At 47.6% G+C, this 21,699-nt stretch carries 13 protein-coding genes; 6 read left to right on the plus strand and 7 right to left on the minus strand.

Annotated features, from left to right (window positions below; all coding sequences use genetic code 11):
* Window positions 1-227 precede the first annotated feature (227 nt).
* From L3C95_RS20995 to bshC, 3 genes are all read left to right on the plus strand, one after another.
* Entirely contained in the window at window positions 228-1,667 is a 1,440-nt protein-coding gene (locus L3C95_RS20995) for a glycogen synthase (protein WP_236390604.1), read from the plus strand.
* 18 nt (window positions 1,668-1,685) lie between these two features.
* Entirely contained in the window at window positions 1,686-2,960 is a 1,275-nt protein-coding gene (locus tag L3C95_RS21000; protein ID WP_236390605.1) for a glucose-1-phosphate adenylyltransferase, read from the plus strand.
* 255 nt (window positions 2,961-3,215) lie between these two features.
* Complete coding sequence (bshC, locus tag L3C95_RS21005; RefSeq protein WP_236390606.1) at window positions 3,216-4,811, plus strand: bacillithiol biosynthesis cysteine-adding enzyme BshC; 1,596 nt, start codon at window positions 3,216-3,218, stop codon at window positions 4,809-4,811.
* Here bshC and L3C95_RS21010 read toward each other — a convergent pair.
* Entirely contained in the window at window positions 4,795-7,035 is a 2,241-nt protein-coding gene (locus L3C95_RS21010; RefSeq protein WP_236390607.1) for an FUSC family protein, read from the minus strand. The two genes, bshC and L3C95_RS21010, sit on opposite strands and share 17 nt — an antisense overlap.
* A gap of 381 nt (window positions 7,036-7,416) precedes the next feature.
* Here L3C95_RS21010 and smc point away from each other — a divergent pair, with 381 nt between their 5' ends.
* Together smc and L3C95_RS21020 are read left to right on the plus strand one after the other, a co-directional pair.
* On the plus strand, window positions 7,417-10,947 hold the full coding sequence (smc, locus tag L3C95_RS21015) for a chromosome segregation protein SMC (protein WP_236390608.1): 3,531 nt from the start codon (window positions 7,417-7,419) through the stop codon (window positions 10,945-10,947).
* 40 nt (window positions 10,948-10,987) lie between these two features.
* On the plus strand, window positions 10,988-11,386 hold the full coding sequence (locus L3C95_RS21020) for a DUF4259 domain-containing protein (protein ID WP_236390609.1): 399 nt from the start codon (window positions 10,988-10,990) through the stop codon (window positions 11,384-11,386).
* An 87-nt stretch (window positions 11,387-11,473) separates the two neighbouring features.
* Here L3C95_RS21020 and L3C95_RS21025 read toward each other — a convergent pair whose 3' ends face one another.
* Window positions 11,474-12,736: a NupC/NupG family nucleoside CNT transporter gene (locus tag L3C95_RS21025; protein WP_236390610.1), complete on the minus strand. Its 1,263-nt coding sequence runs from the start codon at window positions 12,734-12,736 to the stop codon at window positions 11,474-11,476.
* Window positions 12,737-12,824: 88 nt separating this feature from the next.
* On the opposite strand from L3C95_RS21025, the gene L3C95_RS21030 reads away from it, so the two are divergent.
* Window positions 12,825-15,104, plus strand: coding sequence for a c-type cytochrome (locus tag L3C95_RS21030; protein WP_236390611.1), 2,280 nt, complete (start codon window positions 12,825-12,827; stop codon window positions 15,102-15,104).
* A gap of 31 nt (window positions 15,105-15,135) precedes the next feature.
* Here the strand turns inward: L3C95_RS21030 and L3C95_RS21035 are convergent, their stop codons facing one another.
* The 5 genes from L3C95_RS21035 to trxA form a co-directional block, all read right to left on the minus strand.
* Window positions 15,136-16,539 carry a sigma-54-dependent transcriptional regulator gene (locus L3C95_RS21035; protein ID WP_236390612.1) on the minus strand — a complete coding sequence of 468 codons (1,404 nt, stop codon included), beginning with the start codon at window positions 16,537-16,539 and terminating at the stop codon, window positions 15,136-15,138.
* Window positions 16,540-16,834: 295 nt separating this feature from the next.
* Window positions 16,835-17,362 carry a DUF192 domain-containing protein gene (locus L3C95_RS21040; RefSeq protein WP_236390613.1) on the minus strand — a complete coding sequence of 176 codons (528 nt, stop codon included), beginning with the start codon at window positions 17,360-17,362 and terminating at the stop codon, window positions 16,835-16,837.
* A gap of 10 nt (window positions 17,363-17,372) precedes the next feature.
* Entirely contained in the window at window positions 17,373-18,554 is a 1,182-nt protein-coding gene (mqnE, locus tag L3C95_RS21045) for an aminofutalosine synthase MqnE (protein WP_236390614.1), read from the minus strand.
* Between the two features lie 5 nt (window positions 18,555-18,559).
* Window positions 18,560-20,695, minus strand: a complete 2,136-nt coding sequence (locus L3C95_RS21050; protein WP_236390615.1) for a M43 family zinc metalloprotease — start codon at window positions 20,693-20,695, stop codon at window positions 18,560-18,562.
* Window positions 20,696-21,301: 606 nt separating this feature from the next.
* A complete protein-coding gene (gene trxA, locus L3C95_RS21055) occupies window positions 21,302-21,619 on the minus strand; it encodes a thioredoxin (protein ID WP_110051685.1) in 318 nt (105 codons plus the stop codon).
* Window positions 21,620-21,699 lie beyond the last annotated feature (80 nt).

Here is a 21,699-nt window from a genome sequence, read left to right on the forward strand (position 1 = left end):
ATGAGGGGATAATGGGACAATGACAGAAACCTAACTGTAACGGGGGGATTAAAAAAACGCTTGTTTAAATGTGACGTTATATAAAGAGATTGCTTTAAATTACACCACACTTCAGGATTCAGATCAGCAGCGTATTGCAGGATGGGCGCAGCCAAATAAAGTTTGGTGAATCCTTTGTAATATGCTTTTTCCAAGGTAATTTAAAAGAACAGTTATAATCGTTTAGCATGGAGATTTTACACGTTAGCGCGGAGTGTTACCCTGTAGCCAAAGTAGGAGGTCTGGCAGATGTGGTCGGGGCATTACCCAAATACCAGTTCCAGGCAGGGCATATAGCCAAGGTGGTGATGCCTGCATACAATACCCGTTTCTTTCACACACACGAATTTGAACTGGTACACCAGGGCGGTTGCTGGTTAGGACACAATTGGTATCACTTCAATGTATGGAGGGAGGTGACAAACCTGCTTGGATTTGACCTGTATATGGTCGATATCCCGGGACTGCTGGACACGGAGAGAGTGTATGGCTATTACAATGATACAGAACGATTCCTGGCCTTCCAGGTAGCGGTGCTTGACTGGCTGAATGAATGGCAGCATCAGCCGGATGTTGTGCATGTACACGATCATCACACGGGATTGATCCCATTCATGATGACCCATGCCTACAAGTATGACCGCTTAAGAAATATAGCTACTGTTTTAACGATTCATAATGCCCAATATCAGGGACAGTTTGGCTGGGACAGGTTGTACCAGTTGCCGGGCTTCGATCTCTGGAAAGCTGGCCTGCTCGGCTGGCATGGTGCAATTAACCCGCTCGCCGCAGCCGTGAAATGTGCCTGGCGGTTCACAACGGTATCCCCCAATTACCTCGAAGAATTATATACCGGCGCCAACGGTTTAGAGGATTTACTGAACTATGAAAGGGGTAAAGCTGTTGGTATATTGAATGGTATAGATACTGTAGTCTGGGACCCCGCTACAGATCCTATGTTGCCAGTCAACTATGATAAGCAGACATTCGTAAAGGGAAAGCGCGACATAAAGCAACAATTGTGTGAACAATTTAATCTCGATCCGGAACTCCCGCTGATATCGTTTATTGGTCGTCTCGTAGGCGAGAAAGGTGCGGACCTGCTGCCTGAAATCATTGGCAGGTCTATCTATGAGCAGAAACAACAAGTGAATTTTCTATTGTTGGGAAGCGGAGATCCACATGTGGAATGGTCATTGCAACAGACAAGGATATACACCGAAGCCAATTTTAATGTGCAGTTTGGATATGATGAAGCACTGTCACATAGAATTTACGCAGGCAGTGACTTTCTGCTGATGCCAAGCCGGGTGGAACCATGCGGATTGAACCAGATGTATGCATTGCGTTACGGTACAGTCCCCATTGTCCGCAGTGTAGGAGGATTAAAAGATACAGTAACAGACTTCGGTGACCCCGAGGGATTTGGTATCCGCTTTATACATGCAGCTGCATGGGATGCCTGCCTTGCAGTAGGCCGGGCTGTGGAGCTATACAGAGACACTGAAAAATTGCATGATATCTGTGAAACGATTATGGGACTTGACCATTCATGGGACACTGCCGCGGAAGAATATCTGCAATTATATAGCTCAATCGTAATACACAGACCAGTACCCAAAAACTGAAACAAAGAATCGTAATATATGTCTAACGCAGTTATCTCCCTTATCTTAGGTGGCGGATCCGGCACCCGTCTATATCCCCTTACGCGTAAGCGATCAAAGCCTGCCGTGCCCGTAGCCGGTAAATATCGCCTCGTGGATATTCCTATTTCGAATTGCCTGAACGCCGATATGAACCGTATTTTCGTGCTGACCCAGTTCAACTCTGCGTCACTGAATAAGCACATCAAAAATACCTACCATTTCAGCCACTTCAGTAAGGCATTCGTAGATATCCTGGCGGCAGAACAAACGCCCGACAACCCGACCTGGTACCAGGGTACCGCCGATGCCGTGCGTCAGTGCCTTCATCACATCGACAACTACGAATTTGAATATGTGCTCATCCTTTCCGGCGACCAGCTTTACCAGATGGACTTCCGCGAAATGCTGCAGCATCACATAGAAAGTCAGGCAGAGGTATCCATTGCCACCATCCCGGTGAACGCCAAGGACGCTTCTGACTTTGGTATCCTGAAAACGGACGACAAAGCCCTGATCACTTCTTTTACAGAAAAGCCCAAACAGGACGTGCTGGCGCCCTGGGCTTCTCCCGTAAGTGAGGAGATGCAGCAGGAAGGCAGGGTATACCTGGCCAGCATGGGTATCTACATTTTCAGCCGTCAGACTTTGTACGACCTGCTGAATGGCCAGGAGGCAGCTACCGACTTCGGTAAGGAGCTGATCCCTTATGCGATCAATGCTGACATGAAGGTAGTGAGCTATCAGTACACCGGTTACTGGACAGATATTGGTAACATCAGTTCCTTCTGGGAGGCAAATCTTGGCCTGACAGATGAAATTCCGAAGTTCAACCTCTTCGATGAGTCGCAGATCATCTATTCCCGTGCACGCATGCTGCCGCCGGCGAAGATTTCAGGTACCCTGAAGAATACGGTTATTTCAGATGGTAGTATCATACTGGACAGCCACCTGGAGCGTTGTGTGGTTGGTATCAGAACCCGCATTGGCCGGAACTCTGTTATTACCAACAGCTATGTGATGGGAAGTGATTTCTATCAGACGCTGGAAGACCTTGAGAAAGCCCACGCTAAAGGCCACCCGCCAATGGGTATAGGAGATAACTGCCGTATTAATAATGCTATTATAGATAAGAACTGCAGTATCGGTAATAATGTGATGATCAATGTGGGAGACACGGTGTTGCCCGATGGCGACCATGAACTCTACGCAGTAAAGGATGGTATTGTGGTGATCAAAAACGGTATGGTACTGCCGGATGGTTTTGTGATCTAGATAACCTGATATAAATGGAACTGAATGCCGCGGAGTTGCTTCGCGGCATTTTTCATTAGGGGGCATTACTGCTTGCGATTCCCTGGTTTATCACCCTGTGCTTCGAACACATACCCGCAGCAGTGGGGGCTATGGGTCCTGCTTCACCTGATAGTTTTTTCCGCTCCTTCCATATTTTAACCATTCGTAATTCGTAATTGATGATTCGTGATTCATTCCCTACCTTCGTGCCTCAAAAGAATCAGCGCTTAGCGTATGGAGCAACCTGTAAGTCATATCCCGTATGGTAAAACCGGGTATTTCAATCAATTGGTAATAGATTTTCTGGCCGAGCATCCTAACCTCCGACCTTTTTATAAATATTCTCCGGTACATCCTGATTTTGAGGCTGTTATACAAGCCAAAAAGCTTTTCGCACAACAGCGGGACGTCCTGGTAGCTGCACTGCAGGAACAATACCAGGGGCTGGACATCACTGATAATGTTCGCAACAACATTAACAGCCTGCTGGATCAGCAGACCTTCACTATCACTACTGCGCACCAGCCCAACATCTTCACCGGTTATTTATACTTCGTCTATAAGATATTGCAAACCATTAAGTTAGCCGATCAGCTCAGGTCGCAACATCCCCAGTACAATTTTGTGCCTGTTTACTACATGGGCAGTGAAGATGCTGACCTGGACGAATTGGGGCATATCTATATTGACGGCAAGAACATCACCTGGCCGACTGACCAACAAGGGGCTGTAGGACGTATGCAACCCGAAGGCTTTGAAGAGCTGATAGGAAAGGTGAAAGAAGCTTTGGGGTACGGCGCATATGCAGAAGAACTGATCGAGCTCTTAAAGAAGGCTTACCTGGGCCATGCAAACATTCAGGCCGCCACACTGTATCTGGTCAACGAACTGTTTGGCCGTTATGGACTGGTGGTGCTGGTACCAGATAATCCGAAGCTGAAGAAGCTGTTTGTACCTGTAATGCGGGATGAACTATTTAATCAGCATTCTTACAAGATTGTCAACGAAACGATCGAACAACTTTCCAAACATCATAAGGTACAAGCTAATCCAAGGGAAATAAACCTGTTCTACCTGACGGAAACATCCCGCGAGCGTATTGTACAGGTAGGCGACGTCTGGAAGGTGTTACACCTGCCGGTTGAATTTACCGCTGCCAGCCTGGAGAAAGAACTGGAGGAACATCCCGAAAGGTTCAGCCCCAATGTAATATTGCGTGGCATGCTGCAGGAAACGATCCTGCCTAATATCGCCTTTATTGGCGGAGGTGGGGAGATTGCCTACTGGCTGGAACTGCAACAGTTATTTGCTTATTACAGGGTACCATACCCTGCCCTGATATTACGTAATTCCTTCCTGCTGACGGATGGTGCTTCACAGGAGCGCCTGCAGAAGCTCGGACTGGCCGTTACCGATCTTTTCGAAGACACCGAGGAACTGGTGAACCGCTTTGTAAAGGAGCACACCAATGCCGCCCTGGTATTAAAAGATGAGTATGCGGCAGTAGAGAAGCTGTTTGATGACCTGGCACACAAAGCAAAGGATATCGACGTAACACTGGTGGCTTCCGTAGCAGCGGAGCGCACCCGGGCGGTAAAATCCATCGGGAAGCTGGAGCACAAGTTCCTCAAGGCAGAAAAGAAGAGATTCGGCTGGCAGACGGAGCAGATCCGGAACCTGAAGGCGAGATTGTTCCCTGCCAATTCTTTACAGGAAAGAAAGGAGAACTTCATGCCCTGGTTTATTCATCAGGGACCTGCATTCTTCGATGTGTTGCTGGAGCATATGGACCCGCTGAGCGACCAGTTTGGCATTATTTATCAGCAATAGTCTTATCGATCGTCTTCTTCATATCTTTCAGCAATGAAAGCATGGCATGCAGCTGGTCACGAACCATCTTCGTTTCCAGCATTTCCTCCCGGACAGGGGTATCGCCCTTGCCCTGGTTGATCTCTTCCTGTCTGCGCTGGTAGAGGTTTTCCAGTTCCACATCCAATGTCTCAAAAGCTTCCAGACTGGCAGGCAGTTGGGCAGATTTGTATTGTGGATCTTCCAGCAGTTTTAAGATGCAGTCAAAATGCTGATGCATATGCTGGTTGATCAGTTGATATTCCGGCTTGGGGAAGTGAACACCATGCAATAACCCATAGTTGGCCAGTGCTGCAATATGCGACATGATGGAATGACTCAGTACCACGAAATGATAGATCTCCGAACCATGTACCTGTTTACTTTTAGGTTCAGACAGCATGCGCTGAAAGGCTGACATCAGGTTGGCCGCACTTACATTGGTATCCTTCCTCGCCAGTTTATAATCATTCATTACAAATTCCTGCCCCGTGTACAGCCGCATTACCTGATCAAGGTAACGGGTGTTGTCCTGTACCATTTTGGTCATATAGTTCGGCAGGTAATTATGCTCCCAGCTGGGCCACAGCAGGAGGCTGGCCAGGAAGGCGATACTAACCCCTATAAAAGTGTCCAGCACGCGCAGCTCCGCATTCTGCAGGTGAGCAGGATGGAGGAAGTGCAGCAGGAAAATGACAAAGGGCGTTACAAAAAACACGCTGAGTGTATACTGCTGCGTCATAAAACTATAGGCGCCGAGAATACAGATCAGCATCAGGATGAAGATGAGTGTCGGGTTGTTTGTCAGGAACAATACGCCTGCGGCGAATAATGCCCCGGTAATGGTACCGATAATACGCTGATAACTCCGGGTTTTACTGATGCCGAAGCCGGGTTTCAGGATCACCACGATAGTCAGCAGTACCCAGTACACCCTGTCCAGCTGAAACACCTGTCCAAGCAGGTAGCCGGTCACCGCCGCAATGCTCACGCGCAGGGCGTGCCTGAAAATGTGTGACTGGAAGGTCAGGTTGTTCAGAAAGGTTTCCAGGTCATAGCGGTTGCGGGTAGTGAAACTGGACAGCTGAATACGTGGATCAATGATCTCGTCTTTTACCCTTTCCAGTCTGGTAAGCCGGTGCAGGTTATAAATACGCTGTGTCATATCCTGAAGATTGTGCAGGATATTGGTCAGCGTGATCAGCTTTGTACGTTCTTTGAATGTCGGCAATGATCTCCGGATATCCGCGATGGCATGTTGTACTTTCTCTATCTCGTACCGGAGGTTGGCTTTGGGCAGGGAGCGTTGTCCGGCTGCCACCGCTGTCCCGATCAGTTGTAATTCGGATGTGAACTGCAGGATGAGGGTATGGAATTTCTCCAGGATCTCCATCTCTCCGAAGTCTTTATGCAGCGCCTGGTAATCAGTCTGCGAAGCCATGATCTGTTCCTGAAGATCTACAATATCCAGGAAAATGAGCACCATACTTTTGTTGATACTGGTAGACCCCTGTTGTGCGGACCGGTGTTTGAGCAACAGTTCGCGCACGGCCTCCTGTTTCTCGCTCACGACTACCTGCTGTGCCAATACTGATTTATAGATCTCATCGAAGTTCTTGTCGGCACCCTTGTCATAAAATCCTGCTCTTTCCTCCAGGTAGCGGGCGGTTTCCATGATGCATTCCGACAGCATCTGCTGTACGCTCAGGTAAGGGCGGATCCGCCAGAGCAGGAGGGCGAGGAAGCCGTACCAGACGCTTCCTCCTAAAATAAGGAGGCTATGGAAAAACGCCTCAGCGGCACCAACAGGTGTTTCTCCCAGTATGGAAACCATCACGAGCATACAGGCGATGCCAATATTACCTCCGCGGTTCCCGTATACCAGCAGCATGCTGTTGGCAAAGCAACAAGCCAGTATCCAAGCCGTCATCAGCAGGGGATAAGGTGCTATCAGGCTGGTGCCAACAGCGGTGAAGAAGATGAATGCAATGGCGGTCAGAATGCCGTTCCGTTTATGCAGCGCAGTACCGGGAACGTCTGAAAGGGCGGTAGCCAGGGCGCCGAGCGACAGCTCTATACCCATCGGGAGGTCGCCCATGAGGGAGAACACCACAGACGGTACCACCACACTAATGGTAGTACGTAATCCTGTACTGAAATGATAGCTATAAATGAAATTCCTGACTTCCTGAACCCAATGCCGCATCTGGAAAATTTAATATATGCAAAGTTATTTAAATCGCTGATAAGCAAAAAGAATGCTGGTCTGAGCACAAGGCAATCCTCTGTTTACGGTATGTCGGTTAAATATAATACTACAGCCTCAAACCACTGATCAATCATTCTATGCAATTTATACACAACTGTGTATAATTAAATTCTAACCGGGACATGGTTGTCTGATAAATTACTGTTTTCTTTGAAAAAATAAAGGTAACAGGCTTGGATTAAGACACTGATTATCAGAAAAAGGAGATAAATAGTCTGGTAAAAATGCATTATTATGGTATGATTAGGCAAATCCTGGTCATAAATCAGAGAAATCATAGTTATCTTTGACGGCTTAAAAAAACAAAGCAAAGCAATTGTGCGTTTAAAGACATTAGAAATCAAAGGCTTCAAAAGTTTTGCTGACAAAACCGTATTACACTTCGATGAGGGGGTAACCGGGGTAATTGGCCCCAACGGATGTGGCAAAAGTAATATCATCGACTCCATCCGCTGGGTGATCGGGGAGCATAAGATCAGTAACCTGCGTTCCGAGAATCAGTCAGGACTGGTGTTTAATGGCTCCAAAACACGTTCCGCCAGTGGTATGGCCGAAGTGAGCCTCACGTTCGAGAACACCCGCAATGTATTGCCAACCGAGTTCACTACTGTTACCATTACCCGCAAGTTTTACAAGAACGGTGATAGCGAATACCGCCTGAACGATGTGGCCTGCCGCCTGAAAGATATCCATAACCTGTTTATGGATACCGGCGTCAGTACTGACTCCTACGCCATCATTGAGCTGGGGATGGTGGACGATATCATCAAAGATAAAGAGAACAGCCGCCGTCGCATGCTGGAGCAGGCTGCCGGTATTTCCATTTATAAAACGCGTAAGAAGGAAGCCAAATCCAAGCTGGATGCTACAGAGGGTGACCTGAACCGTATTGAGGACCTGCTGTTTGAGATCAATAACAACTTAAAGACCCTCGAAGCCCAGGCACGTAAGGCCGAACGCTTTTATGAGGTAAAGAAAGAATACCGCGAGATCAGTATAGAACTGGCGAAAGCCGCCCTGGAAGGATTCAATGTCACCTTTAAAGAGCTGACAGATGAACAACAGGCGGAAAGTGATAAGAAAATGGCCCTGGAAACGGAGATCTCCTCCGCAGAAGCCAGTGTGGAAGAAGATAAACTGCATTTCGTTGCCAAGGAGAGAGAACTGCAGGTATTGCAGAAATCTTTCAATGAACTGGTATCTACCATCCGTACCAAGGAAAATGATAAGAACCTGGCCAGCCAGCAGCTCACCTACCTGAAAGAGCGGGAACGCAATATCAGCCAGTTCCTCAGCAATGCAGAGGGACAGTTGCAGGGACTGACCGATTCCATCGCTTTTACCGAAACACAGGTGGAAGAAGAACAGGACGCGTTTGAGTCCTTGCAGGACCAGCTGGAAGGCCTGCAGGAAATGATGGACGAGAAGAAGGAAGCCTTCAACCAGAAGAAACTGTCGCTCGAAAACCTGCGTCGCGACCAGCAGCAATGGCAGCGGCAGCAATTCGAAGCAGAAAAGAAAGTGGCAGTAGCCGATACTTCCGTACAGAACCTGCAACGCAGCATACAGCAGTTACAGGACGAAAAGGCCGGCCGTCAGCTGCAGATCACGCAACTGGAAGAAGAGAAAGTGGGGCTCCAGGAAACGCTGCAGGACCAGAAAGCAGACCTGGAAGATATGATCGCTTTCCAGGAAGAGACCAAAGGAAAGATCCTGGCCACCCAGGGGGAAATAGAAGGTTTGCGCGATAAACTGGTAGATGAGAACCGTGCGCTGGACCAGAAGAAGAATGAATACGACCTGTTAAAGTCTCTCGTGGACAGTCTGGAAGGTTATCCTGAAAGTATCAAGTTCCTCAAGAAAAACACAGAGTGGAATAATAGTGCTCCTATCCTGAGCGATATTTTCTTCTGTAAGGAAGAATATCGTACCTGCGTGGAGAATCTGCTTGAACCTTATCTTAACTACTATGTTGTAAATAATGCAGCAGAGGCAGTACAGGCCATCCGTTTACTGGATGATAACAAGAAAGGTAAAGCAAACTTTTTTATCCTGGACCAGTTCCACCACCAGGGTGGAGGCCTGTTCACTCCTCCGGGCGCCATTCCGGCCCTGCAGGTGGTAGAACTGGAAGAGCGTTACAAAGGACTGGGCAACTACCTGCTGGGTAAAGTATTCATTACCGACGATATCAGCAACCTGGAATTCAGCCAGCTGGCCGACCAGGATATACTCGTGATAGAGAAGAGCGGTAGAATGAACCGGGGCAGGTACAGTTTTAGTGGTGGTTCCGTAGGACTGTTCGAGGGAAAGAAACTGGGGCGTGCCAAGAACCTGGAAAAGCTGGATGAAGAGATCAGGGCGCTGGAAGAAGTAGTGGCTAACCTGCGTCAGCAGATCCAGGAAAAACACAACCAGGTATTGGGATACAACAGCCAGTTGAATGAGAACAATATCAATGCCGCCCGCGAGAAGATCAACCAGTTGAACAACCAGGTGTTCGGATTGCAGAACCGTATTGAGAACTTCCGTCACCTGGTGGAGTCAGGCGAAAAGCGCCTGCACGAAATGCAGGATTCCCTGGCAGCTAACCAGGAGAGCATTTCCGGTGTGAAAGAAGAGCTGGAAGACCTGAACGAAAAGGTGCATACTTTGCATGACAGCATCGTAGCGGCAGAAAGGGCGGCTACAGAGGCAGAGCAACAGTTCAACCAGGCCAACGTACAGTTCAACAACCAGAACCTGCAACATACGCGTCAACAGAGTAAGGTGCAAGCCCTGAAGCAGGAACTGGAATTCAAACGTAAACAATTGACAGATCTGCATGCGCAGATCACCAGCAATAAATCTCAGCTGGAAGATGCAGTTGCCAATATTGCCGCTGCGGAAGACAAGCTGGGATCAGCAGAAGACGGATTGATAGACCTGTTCCGCCGGAAAGAGGAAGAAGAGAAGGATCTGAACGAAAAGGACCAGGAGTATTATAACTTCCGTAATCAGCTGCAGGAAAAAGAAAGCAGCCTGCGTGCACGCCAGCGTGCCAAAGATCAGCTGGAACAGGCGCTGACAGTGATCAAGGACAAGGTGAACGAATTGAAATTGCAGCTGGCCTCCATGAAGGAAAGGCTGAGCGTAGAGTTCAAAGTGAACCTGGACGAGATCATCGACGAGCAGCGTAATTCAGCACTGCCTGTGGATGAATTGCAGGCAGGCGCCGAGCGACTGAAGAAGCGTCTTGAAAATATGGGGGAGATCAACCCTACAGCGATCGAGGCTTACCAGGAAATGAAGAAGCGTTATGAATTTATACTGGAGCAGAAGAACGACCTGGTTACCGCGAAAGAATCGCTGATGGCGACCATCCAGGAAGTGGAGGCAACAGCTAACCAAAAATTCCTGGATACCTTCAACCAGGTGAAGGAAAACTTCGTACGTGTATTTAAGGCATTGTTCACCGAAGAAGACCAGTGTGATATGATATTGAACGATCCTGAAAACCTGGCAGATACCGGCATTGAGATCATCGCAAAACCGAAGGGTAAGCGTCCGGCTGCCATTACGCAGCTGAGTGGAGGTGAAAAGACACTGACGGCAACAGCCTTACTGTTTGCCATTTACCTGATCAAACCAGCGCCATTCTGTATCCTCGATGAGGTGGATGCGCCGCTGGACGATGCCAACGTAGGTAAATTCACCAATATGATCCGCAAGTTCTCAGACAATTCGCAGTTCATTATTGTTACGCACAACAAGCAGACAATGGCGGCTGTGGATGTAATCTACGGGGTTACCATGCAGGAGCCCGGTGTGAGTAAACTGGTGCCGGTGGATTTCAGGAGTCTGAACTAAGTTAATCGTCAATAAAAGCAAACCAAAAAAACTACATATCATGGGCACATGGGGTACCAGAAACTTCGAAAATGATGGCTCGCAAGACTGGGTATTTGAAATGATGGACAACAAAGATGGCGGCATGGTAGCCGACACATTGCAGTTCACACTTAACAAGGATGGTGTACTGGATACATCCGAATGCGAAGACGCCTTGGCTGCTGCAGAAGTGGTTGCCGCACTGGCTGGTAAGGCAAGTGAAGATTTCCCGGAAGATCCGCTGGATAACCTGGATTCACTGCAACTGCTGGCTACACCAGCACTCCGTAAACTGGCTGCGAATGTTGTTGAAAAGATCAGGACTGCATCTGAAATGAAAGAAGCAAGAACTGAAGAAGGACAACTGGATAGCTGGGATGCTGTACTGGCAGATCTGATAAAGAGATTAGGTTACTGATCAATACTATAAAAGAGCTCCGCCTTATCATCAACCGGATACCGGAAGATGATAAGGCGGATTTTGTTAGTATTTGTTTGTGCCTACTTAAATCAGTATTCCAGCAATGGTTGCTGATAAATAAGATGCCAGCGTTCCGCAGAAGAGCGCTTTTAAACCCAGGCTGGCGAGATCACCGCGCCTTTCCGGCGCAAGCACACCGATACCGCCTATCTGCATACCCACACTACTGAAATTAGCAAAGCCACAGATCGCGATACTCACGATCAGTAATCCCTTTTCTGTTAACACAGGAACGGCTTTGTCTGTGAGGTTCTTGAAGGCAATAAATTCATTGATGCTGAGTTTTTGTCCCAGCAGGGTAGCCACGCTGTTTACATCCTGCTCAGGTACGCCCATTGCCCAGGCAACAGGGTAGAAGAGCTTTCCGAAGATCCAGTTCAGGCTCAGCGCAAAATCCAGTTGCAGCAGCTGACCTATCTTCAGTAATCCCCAGTCAAGGAAGGCAATCAAAGCCACAAATCCGATGATCATGGCGATCACGTTCATGGCTATTTTAAAACCATCGCCTGCACCATGGGTGATTGCGTCGATCACATTTACATACTGGCTTTTTACTTCCAGTTTCACTTTACCCATCGTCTGCGATTCTTCCGTTTCCGGAAATACGATCTTGGAGATCACCAGCGCTCCCGGCGCCGCCATCAGGCTGGCAGTGATCAGCATAGGGGCGAGGTCCATACCGGCCGCTTTACCCATATTGGAATACACCACCAGGATCCCCCCGGCTATACAGGCAAGGCTTCCGCTCATGGATGCCAGCAGCTCACTTTTGGTCATATAGGGCAGATAAGGACGGATCATTACCTGCGCCTCGATCTGGCCTACAAAAGCACTGGCCACATTACTCAGGGCCTCAGCTCCGCTCACCCGCATGATGAAATTCATGGCCCTGGCTATCACCGCTACAATACGTTGCATAACGCCGAAATGATACAGAATGGCCACGAGTGAACACACCAGTATGATGGCTGCAGTGATATTGAATGCAAATACGAATCCACCGGTCAGATAGTTCCCTATAGTGCCAGGCGTCTTTTCTACCGCAATGCCACCATATACAAAGGCAGCACCCTGACGGGCAAAATCCTCCAGCTTGCCCATGGCCTTTCCAATGCCCTGGAAGAAGCGGAAAACAAACCCTACTTTAAAGATGAGTAAAGCAATGAGTATCTGCAGGCCCATTCCGCTGAGCACCAGACGGATGTTGATCTTTTTTCTATTGTTGGAAACCAGGTAAGCCAGTCCCAGGATAAGGATAATCCCGAAGATTCCTTGGAAACGTCCCATAAGCGCGTTAAAATGATATAAAAAACGAAGATAATTCCAAATTCCTAATTTAATTTATATTTTGGGCTTAACAATCGATTTACAAGAAATGCGTTACAGGTTTTACCTTTTAGGGATCGGCTTCTGGTTGGCAGCATGTAACAATGGCGACAACACGAAATCGTCAAAAGAATCAGACTCGCTGGCTATCTGGGAGAAATACGCGGTTTCACCGGTGCTGGACGCAAAAACTGCTATCTCGCATATGGAAGTGGAGAAAGGCCTGGAAGTGCAGCTGGTAGCGGCGGAACCATTGGTAACGGTACCGGTGGCGATGACGTTTGACGAAAAAGGACGTATGTGGGTAGTGGAGATGACCGGATATATGCCCGACACCGTTGGCACAGGAGAAGACATCCCTAACGGAAAGATCGTGATCCTGGATGATACCAACCATGACGGGGTGGCTGACAAACGGGAAGTGTTCATGGATTCGCTGGTACTGCCGAGAGCGATCTGCCTGGTGGGGAACGGCATGCTGGTGGCGGAACCGCCCAGGTTGTGGTTTGTAGAGATCGACCATGATAAACCCGGCAAACGTACGCTGGTAGACGATAAATATACTGAAGGTGGTAACGTTGAACACCAGCCCAACGGACTGCTGCGGGCTATGGATAACTGGATCTACAATGCGAAATCAGATAAGCGCTACCGTAAGCTGGGCGGCAAATGGCTGAAAGAACAGACACATTTCCGCGGTCAGTGGGGCATTACCCAGGATAACTATGGCCGGCTTTTCTATAATAACAACTCCGAAAATGTATTGGGAGATTACTTCCCGGCTGGACTAGGCGCAAATAATCAGCAACAGAAGAATGTATCCGGTTACGATGAAAAGATCGTTCCCGATACCCGTGTATATCCCATCAGGGCCACCACCGGCGTGAACAGGGGCTACATGAAGAACATCCTGAATGACAGCCTTCGTCTGCGCAATATGACTGCCGCCTGCGGACCGCTGGTGTACCGGGGCGGTTTGTTGCCTAAGGCATACGACAATAATATTTTTGTAGCGGAACCTTCCGGCAACCTCATTAAAAGAAATATTATAAAAGACAGCGGTTATATCGTAAAAGGGCAGCAGGCCTATCAGGGGCAGGAATTCCTTGCCAGTACAGATGAACGTTTCAGACCGGTAAGCCTGTATGACGGTCCGGATGGCGCACTATATATCGTGGACATGTACCGCGGCATCATTCAACATAAGACCTACCTGACGCCTTATCTTAAAAAGGAGATAAAAAGCCGGAACCTGACTAATCCGCTGAACTGCGGACGCATATATCGCGTAGTGCCTGCCGGTACGAAACCGGTACCCGTATTGTTAAGGAATAAGCCGGAAGAATTACTGGCCTTACTGGATCATCCGAATGGCTGGGTAAGGGACAAGGCACAACAAATGATCATCGACCATCATTATACTTCATTGGCGCCGGCACTGAAAGAACGTTTGCACCGGAAGGACAGCCTCTACGGACAGGTCCATGCATTGTGGGCACTGGAAGGCCTGGGTGCATTGGAACTGGCGGATGTTATGGTAATGCTTCATCAGCCTAACCCATATGCACAGGCAGAGGGTCTGGCAGCCCTGCCAGCTGTGCTTACTGCTGCCAATGGCGGCCCGGTGCTGAAAGAACTGGCGGCAATGGAGAAGAATGTTTTTCTGGCGCCTTATGTGGCCTTATTACTGCCGGCTTTTCCGCCGCAGTTGCAGAAAGAAGTCGATATGCTGCAAACGCAGCTGATAGAAAAATATGCCAATGATCCATATGTAGCAGACGCTGTTATCAGCCGGATGGCTGGTAAGGAAACGGTCTTGTTGCAACAGCTTACCGCCTGGAATCCGGATAGCACACTGGTATTGCATAAACATCTGAAAACGGTATTAAAGGATATTGAAAACCGGAAGAAGGCCAGTATGGATCAGAGTCTGCAGAAGACCTATCCAAGAGGAGCCTTGTTGTTCAAAACTGTTTGCCAGACCTGCCATGGGGCGGATGGTGACGGTATACAATCGCTGGCGCCACCACTCAATCAGTCGGAAATCGTAACAGGAGATAAACATCGCCTGGCAGCCATTGTATTGTTCGGACTGACCGGCCCTGTGAATGTGGCCGGCAAACAGTACAAAGCACCGGAAATAAGCGGTGATATGCCTGGAATAGGAAGCAATGATGAATTCTCTGATAAGGACATTGCTGAAGTGCTCAGCTTCATCCGTGGCGCCTGGAGTAACCATGCCTCTAAAGTGACAGAGAAAGATATCCAGGACGTCAGAAGACAGTATAAAGGCCGGCAGAAATCATTCACCATGGAAGAGCTGAAATAAGCTTACAACAGCGGGTTGGATGCGTTGTGGCTTACAGTAATATATTCAATGTGTGAAGTTTGTTATAAAGCGTCTTACGGTCAATGTTCATTAATCTGGCAGCCTGCGATTTATTAAAGCGGACCTGTTGCAGTACATCCAGTATTTTCTGGTATTCTGCCTGCCGCGTTACGTTTTTCAGGTTAGCCTCGCCAGGGACTGCCGACATTACCAATTCCTTGGGTGCCGGGTGTAATTCCTCCGGGAGGTAGTCGGTCGTAATCGGCTCCTTCTCCGTTGATAACAGGCAGATGCGTCGCATTACATTTTTAAGTTCCCGGATATTACCCGGCCAGGCGTAACTCGAAAAGGCCGCCAGTACTTCATCCGATAAGGGACCGCATTCTCTTTCCAGCTCATCTTCAACAGCCTGTTTGAAAGTAGTTACAAACAAAGGAAGATCTTCCCTGCGCTCACGTAAAGGAGGGACATTGATGGTGAATTCATTCAGCCGGTAATAAAGATCGTCGCGGAACCTGCCCTGCAGTACTGCCTGCTGCAAGTCTTCGTTTGACGCTACTATAATGCGGATATCAACGGATACTTCTTTGGTACTACCTACAGGACGAACCACTCGTTCCTGTATGGTCCTTAATAATGCAGTTTGTACTTCGTAAGAGAGATTCCCGATTTCATCAAGGAATAAAGTACCACCATGAGCTTCCTGGAATGCTCCGATCCTTGCCTGTATGGCGCCGGTAAATGCTCCTTTTTCATGTCCGAACAATTCACTGCTGGCCAGCTCGCGTGACAGGCTACCACAATCGATAGCCACCAGGGGCTTATTCTTCCGTTTGCTTTGACTATGTATCAGATGGGCCACAGATTCTTTGCCTGTACCGGTTTCTCCCATAATGATAACACTATAATCAGTAGGCGCAATCAGCTTGATCTGTGTGTGAAGTTCCTTCGAGGTATTGCCTGTGCCATAAACAAACCGGCTGAGCTGTCCGCGGTGAGATACATATGTCGAAACCGGACTGGTTGCTAAAGGTGTGGCTGGCGGGAGCTGTTCTTTTGAGATCACTGCCTGATGAAGCAGCGCTTTCTGCACTAATAGAATGGCCTGTGATGCGTTTAATGGTTTAACGACGTAATCGTAAATGCCCTGTTTGATCAGTTGTATAGCTACACGCACATCCGGATAACCAGTCATTACAATAATGCTGGTGGCAGGGCTCATTTCCCTGATCCTGAGCGACAGAATGCTACCATCTATCTCTTTGTCTTTCAGACGGTAATCGCAGAAGATGACATCATAACTTTTTTCCTTGATCATTTTAAGGGCGATAGTGCCTGAAACACTATGATCTACCTTATATCCTTCTTTGGTGAGGATGGTGGTTAGCAATGTACATATGTGGATTTCGTCGTCGACAATCAGGATAGTTTTCACATGTTAAGATTAAAAGGTGAATAATATAGTTTCCTAATGACACGAACACTATTACTTGACCTTTAAATTCATGATTGTTGGCAGCCAGGATAAATAGAAAAAATAAGAAGTAATGGTATATCCTAGATTCAGACTGCAAAAGGAGTGGACAGTTTAATTTCCTGTATGCAGATATTGCAAGCACATAAATGCTATGTCTGGCATAAAGGTATCGAATTAATGCATTCAAGCAAAAAATAAAGACCGTTTCATACTGAATGAAACGGTCTTTTATTTTTATAGTAATATCATTATACTACTTTATTTCCTTATAACTGATCTTATCACCATATGCGATATGATACTTATCGCAGAACCCTGCATTCACTTCCAGCACATACTGTGCTTTCTTGAAGGAGGGGAGGCTTTCTTCAGAAAGCGGAGTGGTATATTTCTGCACAGATACGATCTCCCTTTTTTCGTCGATATATATGATGTCAAGAGAGATGTAGGTATTCTTCATCCAGAAAGACTGTTCCTCTGCATGAGGAAAGATAAACAGCATGCCCTGTGTATCTTTCATGGACTTGCGGTCCATCAGTCCCTGCGCTCTTTCCTGATCATTAGTAGCCAGTTCAATATCGATCTGGCGGAGCGTATCATTGTTTACCTTACTGAGAAAATAAAGCACGCCTTCTTTTTTAAACGGCGGTTCGTTAGCAGTGGTAACGGTAGTAACTGTTTCGGAAGATGGAACGTTGCTTACCTGGTTGCGGTTGTTATGACATCCGGCAATATATAGACAGAGTCCTGCATTGAATAACAACCATCTGGTAGGCGACATAAACGTATTTTTAACGAGCCATCAATTCTTCCTCTGAGAATACAACATCAGTATAATCCTTGATCTCATTGTAAACAGTATCCCTTTCTACCGGTCTTCTGCCTGCCTGTTTGATGAGCATGGCCAGCTGGGCGGTGTTCATGGAAGGAGTCTGTTCTTCTGAACCTGCCATTGAATAGATCTTGGTGGTATCATCAATGGTGCCGTCAAGGTCATTTACTCCGAAGGAAAGTGTCAGTTGTGCTGTATTTCTACCCAGCATAGGCCAGTAGGCTTTCAGATGGGGGAAGTTATCCATGTAAAGGCGGGCAATAGCGTACAGTCGCAGGTCTTCCACAACGGAAGTCTCTGGAATATGCGCCATCTCATTGTCCTTGTTGCGGAACTTCAGCGGAATGAAGGTGTTGAAACCTTTGGTCTCATCCTGGAGGCTGCGCAGGCGTTCCATATGATCAATACGGTGCCAGAACTGTTCCAGGTGACCGTACAGCATGGTGGCGTTGGTATGCATACCCAGCAGGTGTGCTGTTTTGTGTATGTGTAACCAGCCGTCTGCATCTACTTTATCATGGCAGATCTGCGCACGGATGTCTGGATGGAATATTTCGGCGCCACCACCTGGCATGGATTGCAGGCCTGCATCATGCAGGATGCGCATACCTTCTTCTACGGAAACTTTTGCCTTGCGGAACATATAATCCAGCTCCACGGCGGTAAAACCTTTCAGATGAAGATCTGGTCTGTGTGCCCTTATCTTTTGCAGCAGCTCCACAAAGAAGTCGAGGTTCATTTTAGGATGCACGCCGCCTACAATATGTACTTCGGTAACAGGTTGGCCATCATACTTTTTTACGATGTCCAGCATCTGGTCAATGCTTAATTCCCAACCTTCTTCACGGTTCTTATATAAACGCGAGTAAGAGCAGAATTTGCAGGTAAAAACGCAAACGTTGGTTGGTTCTATATGGAAATTACGATTGAAATAGGTCTTATCACCGTGCATACGCACTCTCACCGCATTGGCCAGGGCGCCCAGGTATGCCAGTTCTCCTTTCTCAAATAAAAGCAGGCCCTCTTCCGGTGTCAGCCTTTCTGCCGACAATACCTTTTCTCCAATGGTTTTCAACCCTTTATCCAATCTTGTATCTTGCAGTAATGTTGCTACGGCAGGATGAGCGTTTCTGGTCGTCATCTCACTTAATTCACTTTAGTTATCTTAATAGTCTTGACGTTATTCCTGTATATTAATTTTACAAAATAAATACCATTTGGCTCATTTACCAAATCAAAGATAAAACGGTTGCTATTGTTGATGGACGAGCCGGGTTGTTTGGTCACCAGCTGGCCTAAAGTGTTATAGATCGCAATGTAATCCAGATCGTTAGGCGCTTCCAGGAAGGTAATGAACAACTGGTTCACTACCGGTACCGGTCCCACTACAAGGCCTTTCTCCTTCAGATACGGAAGGGTATTCTTCGTAACGATATTGATATTGTCGAGGTAAATGTTGTTTTCCGCATTGCTGATATTCCTGAATACTACCCTGAACTGACCCTTGTTGATGATAGGGGTCAGGTTTACTGAATCTCTGCGCCACTCTGAAGCTGTAGGAATGAACTCGCTTGTTACCGGTTGTTTGCGGGTCAGGAACGAAGCGCCACCTTTTTTATAGAGGCTGTCAAGGGTCTGACCACAGTCGGAAGTAGTAAAGATCTGCAGGCTATCCCATACGGTATTCGAACCATTGACACTGGAGAATGCGGCAGCTGCAACATCGAAGAACAGGAATACGGAATCATGCCCTGCCGGATCGAAGGTTGGGGTCAGAATGTCGTCAATAGCATCGTTGGTATTGTATGCCAGGTTGTGCATCACGATCGACCTGGCGCCCGACTTAGCTGCGTCGGTTGTAAGCTCCCAAGTAAAGCTGTTATCATAATTCTTTATTTCCCAGCCCGTTGGAGGGAAGGTGGTAGTCTCAAAGCCTTCTGCAAATGGGAAGCTGGCGTTCGGATAATACTGGAAGGTGCTCCAGGCAGTATCGTTAGCAGGATCATTATCGGCAATACCGTTAGGTGATTCCGTGAAAGCCTGCAGTGTATGTACGCCGTCTCCGGGCACGCTGGCTTCCAGCTGCACGGTCGCTGTTTTCAGGGCTGTCAGACTGCCGGTCCAGTTAAAGGTTTTAACCGAACCACCGTCCACGCGGTAATTGATCTTCACCGAAGTCAGTGTGTTCTTACCCTGGTTCTTAAGTATAACGGAAGGTGTAATACTATTTTCACAGATCTGTCCGAAAGGCGAAACGACGTTCAATATCTGTGCATCGTTATCCAGGAGATTCAGCGGTACACAACCATTGGAGGAGAGAAGGGAAATCCTGTCTTCCGTCAATGTCAGCCGCATCCTGTCCACCTGATCGGACGTAAAGAGCAGCATACAGGCATCATCTGAATAATCCATAAAGTTATTGTACATGATGCCGGGTGAATCGACTGAGCAGGCATCAGTAAGCGGGAACGGCGGACAGTTATATGTATAGTTAGCTTGTTTCGGCGTATCGTCAATACCATCATCTGCGTCACAGCCGGATTCATCTCCCCAGATGTGACGGAGGGAAAAATAGTGCCCCACTTCATGTACCGTAGTACGGCCGCGGTTGAACGGAGCCACAGCACTGCCGGTAGTACCGAAGCCCGTGTAATTGATCACTACACCCTGTTCAGCGGCAGGATACCCTTCAGGGAAGGTGGCAATACCGAGGTAGTTGTCTGACAAGCTACACACCCAGATGTTGAGATAATTACTGCTGTTCCATGCATCGGCACCGCCAGTGGAAACATGTTTTACTGCGGATGCGGAATTGGACACGCTGAAAGAGTTTCTTGTAGTGGTCACTCTCTCGATCCCGTTAGTAGGATTATCGTCTGGTGTACGCTGTGCCAGACAGAATTGTATCTCGGCATCGCCCAGGCGTCCTTTCCATGCATCAGGAATGTTGGAAACATCGGAAGCGCTGGCACTGTAATCGCGGTTTAATGCATCTATCTGCGACTGCACCTGTTCATCTGTCACAAGACTGGGATTTCTCATTACAATATGTACTACTACCGGAATGGTCACTGTAGGATAGATGGTTTTCATCTGCGCCCTTGACTGTTTGATGGAACGGGTCATTTCCTGCAGGCGTGCTTCCTTTCTTTCACGGATCTTCTGCAACGCCGGATTGGACGCTATGAGTTGTTGCATAGCCTCTTCCGTACCGCATTTACGTTGGGCAAAAGCAGGTATAACATAGAGGCAGGCGAGGATAAAAAGGGTAAAATTGCGCAATGTTCTAGTTTGAGTGTTAAAATATACGGCTTGTCCCGCTATTTTTCCAGGAAAAGTTACAACCTAATAGCTATTAGGCAGCTAATGAATCTGCGAAAAGCAATATTCTTCGGTTAAATATATGATTCTATTATAACCAATTTGTAAACTGTTGCTGGTTTTCCGGGATAATGCAATAAGTAAACGCGTTTTGGGGATATTTCTTATCAGCGTAGGGTATACAAAGTTGCACAAATTAGGAGACCAGGTGTCAGCACTCCGTGTTACAAACTGAGACCCTGCGGGCTTTATTGAGGTTTTGTTTAACAACCCTGAAATAACAACATCTTTACAACAACAATGAACGCTATTAGATTCGACTCCGTAGGAGTCGTGTGTTTGTAGCGCGGGGTTTCAACCCCGGGGAACGTCCAATGCGTTTTAACCCCTGGAACATGCGATGGGGTTCAACCCCCGGCAACGTCCGATGGGGTTTTAACCCCGGGGAACGTCCAATGGATTTTAACCCCTGAAACATCCGATCGGGTTTCAACCCCTCAGGTGCCCCCAATAACAAAGCCGGCCCGTCTAAGACGAGCCGGCTTCTTTATGATGTCTTTTACTCTATTAGAGGTTGGACTGAATTTTCTTTTCCAGAACGGATCTTGGAGCAGCACCTACCTGTTTGTCAACTACCTGACCATCTTTGATGAACAGAATAGCAGGAATGCTGGTGATACCGTAGTTGATAGACAACTGAGGGTTCTGGTCTACGTTCACTTTACCCACGTTTACCTTGCCCGCATAATCTTTAGAGAGTTCTTCGATAACCGGACCGATAGCGCGACAAGGACCACACCACTCTGCCCAGAAGTCAATTACACTCAATTTATCGGAGCTCAATACTTCCGTCTGGAAGTTCGAATCTGTGAATTCTAATGCCATGATATTTAAAGTTTATGAAATTATTGTAATCAAAGTTCCTGAATAAATTTATAAATGCAAATATATACATTCAATTTTCA

This window comes from Chitinophaga filiformis (genome assembly GCF_021646545.1).
Classification (GTDB): domain Bacteria; phylum Bacteroidota; class Bacteroidia; order Chitinophagales; family Chitinophagaceae; genus Chitinophaga; species Chitinophaga filiformis_A.